This window comes from Roseofilum sp. (assembly GCF_982964205.1).
The window spans coordinates 1-4,607 of the sequence record NZ_CEZBFX010000195.1 but is presented as its reverse complement, the minus strand read 5'-3'; the positions used below and the strand labels follow the sequence as shown (position 1 = coordinate 4,607).

At 44.1% G+C, this 4,607-nt stretch carries 1 protein-coding gene and 1 pseudogene; both read right to left on the bottom strand.

What is annotated here, in order from left to right; translation table 11 throughout:
- Nucleotides 1-250, bottom strand: a pseudogene (locus AC3A14_RS24085) (serine/threonine protein kinase); the annotation flags it as partial.
- Between the two features lie 108 nt (nt 251-358).
- On the bottom strand, nt 359-4,607 hold a 4,249-nt coding region (locus tag AC3A14_RS24080), incomplete at its 5' end, for a trifunctional serine/threonine-protein kinase/ATP-binding protein/sensor histidine kinase (protein ID WP_487779207.1).

Here is a 4,607-nt window from a genome sequence, read left to right as displayed (position 1 = left end):
CTAAACCCTTGCCATAATGTTCGAGGGCTAGGGGTTTGACAATTCCGGGCAAGTCAAGATTTTTGGCAATGGTGTATTGATTGCGAAAATTGACCAATTCGCTGAAGGTTGGATACTCACAGTTGAGCAATTTGATAATCACCGTATTATTATCAGCCAAACGTAGTCCTCGATAAACTAGCGTTCTGGGACTAGAGTGCAGCAGTTTGAGGACTTCGTAGCCCTGGAGGGGAGTTCTGAGACTAGCCATGGCAGTTTTTTAGAAGAACTTGAATTTGGAGAGGTTTCTTTCGTTTATTATAGCAATGTGAAGAGTTTATCAAGGAGACAACCTTAGCTGTATCTTTGGGGTTAAACCTTATCCATAATTCTTCACATCAGGATTGTCTAAAGGAAGAGAAATCATAAATTCCGTACCTTTACTGATTTGGGAATAGCAATCGATTGTGCCTCCGTGTTTTTCCTCAATAATTTGATGGGCGATCGCCATTCCCAAGCCAGTGCCTTTACCCACCGCTTTAGTCGTAAACCCTTGCTCAAAGATGCGTTCTCTAACTTCTTCTGACATCCCCGTACCATTATCGGCAATGCCAATGGTGACTTCTTCTGCCGTTGCTGAGGTGGTAATCTTAATCTGATTGGCAATCTCCTCAAAACTGCGTCCCTGGTTGCTCTCATCTAGGGCATCAATGGCATTAGCAATCAGATTCATAAACACTTGGTTGAGTTGTCCTGGAAAACATTGCACTTCGGGTAGCGCTCCATAGTCTTTGACAATTTCAATCGCTGGACGCTCTTCGTTGGCTTTCAGGCGATGTTTGAGAATCAGCAATGTGCTGTCGATGCCTTCATGCAAGTTAAATGGGACTTTATACTCCTTGTCTGTGCGGGAAAATGTCCGTAAAGAATTGCTGATGTGACGGATGCGATCTGTTCCCGAGTGCATTGAAGAAATCAGTTGCAGTAAATCGGAGCGCAAAAACTCTAAGTCTATTCCTTCAATTTCTTCTTCAATTACTTCATTTGGTTCTGGATATTCTTGCTGATAAAGGTCTATTAATCCCAACAAGTCTTGCACATAATCTCGTGCTGGGTTTATATTTCCAGCAATGAATCCCACGGGATTATTAATTTCATGGGCTACTCCTGCAACTAAATTACCCAAAGCCGACATCTTCTCACTTTGCACCAGTTGCAGTTGGGCTTGTTGTAAGTCTTTGAGAGCCTGTTGTGCTTGTTCGTAGAGACGGGCATTTTCCAAAGAGATCGCGGCTTGGGAACAGAGCATAGAGAGCAGTTCCACGCGATCGCTAGTAAATGCTTCGGTTGCCAGATGGTTTTCCAGATAGAGAATACCGATCAGCTTGCCTTGATTGAGGATAGGCGCACACAGGAAGCTCTTGGGTTGTTCTTGCAGTAGATAGGGGTCGCCGGCAAACTGGATATCGCCAGAGAAATCGTTAACAATAATCGCTTCTTGGCTGCGTTTGACTGTATTAATCACACTTGTGGGAATAGAGCGTTCAGTCGATACCTCGGTCGAGGATAAATCGCCACTTTCTTGGGAGTATAGAGCGACAACCTGCCAACCTTCTAGTTGCTTTAGTAGCAGAATACCGCTATCTGCTCCGGCATTTTCCATTGCTGCTTTCATTAAGGTTAAGACCAGTTTATCTAAGTGCATTTCACTCGATAGAGACTGAGCCGCTTTCATCGCCGTTGCCCAATCCAGCATCAAGCCGGTTGTGCTGCTACTCGAACGGGCCGTTTGTATTAAAGTGCTAGTCGGGGTTAAACTGCTCTCTAACTGCAAAAGGGGCTGTTGCAGAATAGAGGAAAGCAGTTGAGGATATGTTTCTTCGAGTTGGTCGGTTTTGGCTTTAGCTCCCCAGCGGGCGTAGCAATAGTAAGCATCGGTCATATAGCCTGTGGCTACCTTTCCTTTCCCCCAATCTAAATAGAATTTGGCAGCTAGTTCGTTGGCGAGGGCTTCTTCTTGTAGGTACTGGTTGTCTTTTGCTCCGGCTATGGCGCGATCGTATAATTCAATGGCCTCTGTTCGTTTTCTTGTAATCCGCGATCGCTCTGCTTCAACTAAATCATATTTGTGCTGGTAATTCATGGCAGCACTCTGCGCCCAAAGGAACATTTGTTTTTGATTAGTGGCAATTTGTGTTAAATATTGCTGTTGAGACTCAGGGTCGGCATCGGCATATAACGCCAGCAACGATAGAGAAAAATAGAAATTATGAACCCCAATTGGCGGCCACCCTCCGACCGCAGAAATATATTCTTTTGCTTGAATGGCACATTGAACAGATTGCTCGTAATCTCCTAAGAGATAGAGTAAAATTTCTTTGGCAACTAACAACGAAAATAATCCCCAAGTATCGCCATAGTCTAGCATTTTAGGCACTAAACTATCCTCATTGATGGATTCTCCTGTCAGTTTAAAACGGTCTTGAACCAATCCTTGTAAATTCAAGTTAAGCTGCCGCCAAATATCCGTAATTACTAGAGTGCTTTTGACTTGTTTGCGAAAGCGATTGATATAGATGTAATTTTCTAACATCACTTGTAAATTCTCGCCGATCAAAAACATGTTCACAAAGTAATTTCCGGCGCTGTAACTGGCATGAATTAAACTACCATTCTCGATCCCAATCTTAAATGTATCTAAGCACAGAGGAGTAATGGTTCTGAGATGGTCTTTCCAAGAATGATTCATCTGATAGACCAGATTTCTCACTTCACATTTAAGAAATGTTGCTTCAAATCGGTTTAACACATCTATGGCTAATTGTCCAGCATGATACCCTTTCTCCATATCTCCCAGATATCCACAGAGAAGAAAGCCATACCAACCATAGGCAGAAGCGGTTAAACTGGAATGACCTTCGTCCAAAGACAGATGGATCTGGGTGGCAACCAGAGAAGAAAAAAGATCGGTTTTAGCCATAGCCGCCGCTGAAGTAATCGAAACGAGAATTCTCATTGCAGCCAGCTTATAGGGATCGGTCATCAAGGAGCTATTAGCCAAATCGTTGCGATCGCATAATACAATTTCCCGCTGTCCGTAAGCACGAATATCCTCCTGAGATATCCCTAATCTGCTGAGATTTTCTAATCCTATCTCTAATGCTTCTTTAGCTTTGTTTTCTGCGAAAGTTTGACCGATCTTTAATTCGTATATTTTAACAACATCCAAGACATTGCTCGTATTTTGCAGAACATATTCGCTATAGTTCTGTGCGTCCTCAAACTCGCCGTGAAGGTAAGACGCTTCGACAACCTCGGTATAGAGAGCTAAAGTCAGTTGGTATTGGGCGTGCCAGGGGTCTGAGTCGAGCAATTCAATTCCGATTTTTAAATATCCCAGCGCTCCACTGTAGGCGGTCGAAGCCTTCGCTTTCTGTCCGGCTTGTAAATTTAATTGGGCTAATTCATGACGTTCTTCCGGGCAGACCATCAACTGCCTCCCCATATTGAGTTGATTGACAATGTCAAAAACTTTCTCCTCAGTTTTTGCCGTTCGATAACTGCCGAGTAACAATTGGCCGATGGTGAGATGAGTGACTTTTTTCTGCGCTTCTGGAATGAGTGAATAAGCCGCTTGCTGGACGCGATCGTGTAGAAATTTGTAGCTAACCGATATTTCTTCTGCCCGTCCCTTTTCCTCTCCTTCACTCTCTTGGAAAAACTTATAGGTCTCACCCAGGGGCAATACCAATCCCTCTTGCAGCGGCCTCCACAAGGAAGCTGCCACTTCCATTTGAGACTGTTCGCTGACAATAGCCAAAGTCTCCAAGTCAAACTGAGCGCCGATACAAGCGGCTAACTTCAACATCTCCTGGGTCGCGGATGGTAGTTTGTGCAGCCGAGAAGCCATAAACTCGACTACATCTTCGGTCAGGGTCAACTGCCGCACCTGGGTTATGTCGCAGAACCAATAGCCTTTATCGCGATCGAAGACAATAAATTCATCTTCATGCAACCCTTTGAGAAACTGGGTGGCAAAAAAGGGATTCCCTTTAGTTTTTTGATCAATTAATTCCGTTAAAGGTTGGGCCACTTCCAGGCTACAACTCAGAGTATCTGCTACCAAGCACTTAAGATTGTTTTGGCTTAAAGGCGCAAGGGTTATCGTATTAATCGTCGCTCCCACATTAGCAATTTTATCTAAAGTCAGCATTAACGAGTGAACGGGAGATACCTCATTATCTCGATAAGCTCCTAGAAGCAGCAGATAACCGGTTCCCGAATCCTCCATTAGCAATTCTATCAACTTCAGCGATGCCAAATCTGCCCACTGGAGGTCGTCCACAAAAATGACTAAGGGATGCTCTTTGGTTGTAAAAACTTGAATGAATTTCTGAAACAATAAATTGAAGCGATTTTGCGCCGCAGTGCCCGAAAGTTCGGCAACTTTTGGCTGTTTTCCAATGATTCGCTCTAACTCGGGAATTACGTCAATAATCACTTGCCCATTTTCTCCCAAAGCGGCGAGAGTCTTCTCTTTCCACTGGACGAGCTGGGCATCTGATTCTGCTAATAACTGTCCCATCAAGTCTCGGAAGGCGATGACGAAAGCCGAGAAGGGAATATTA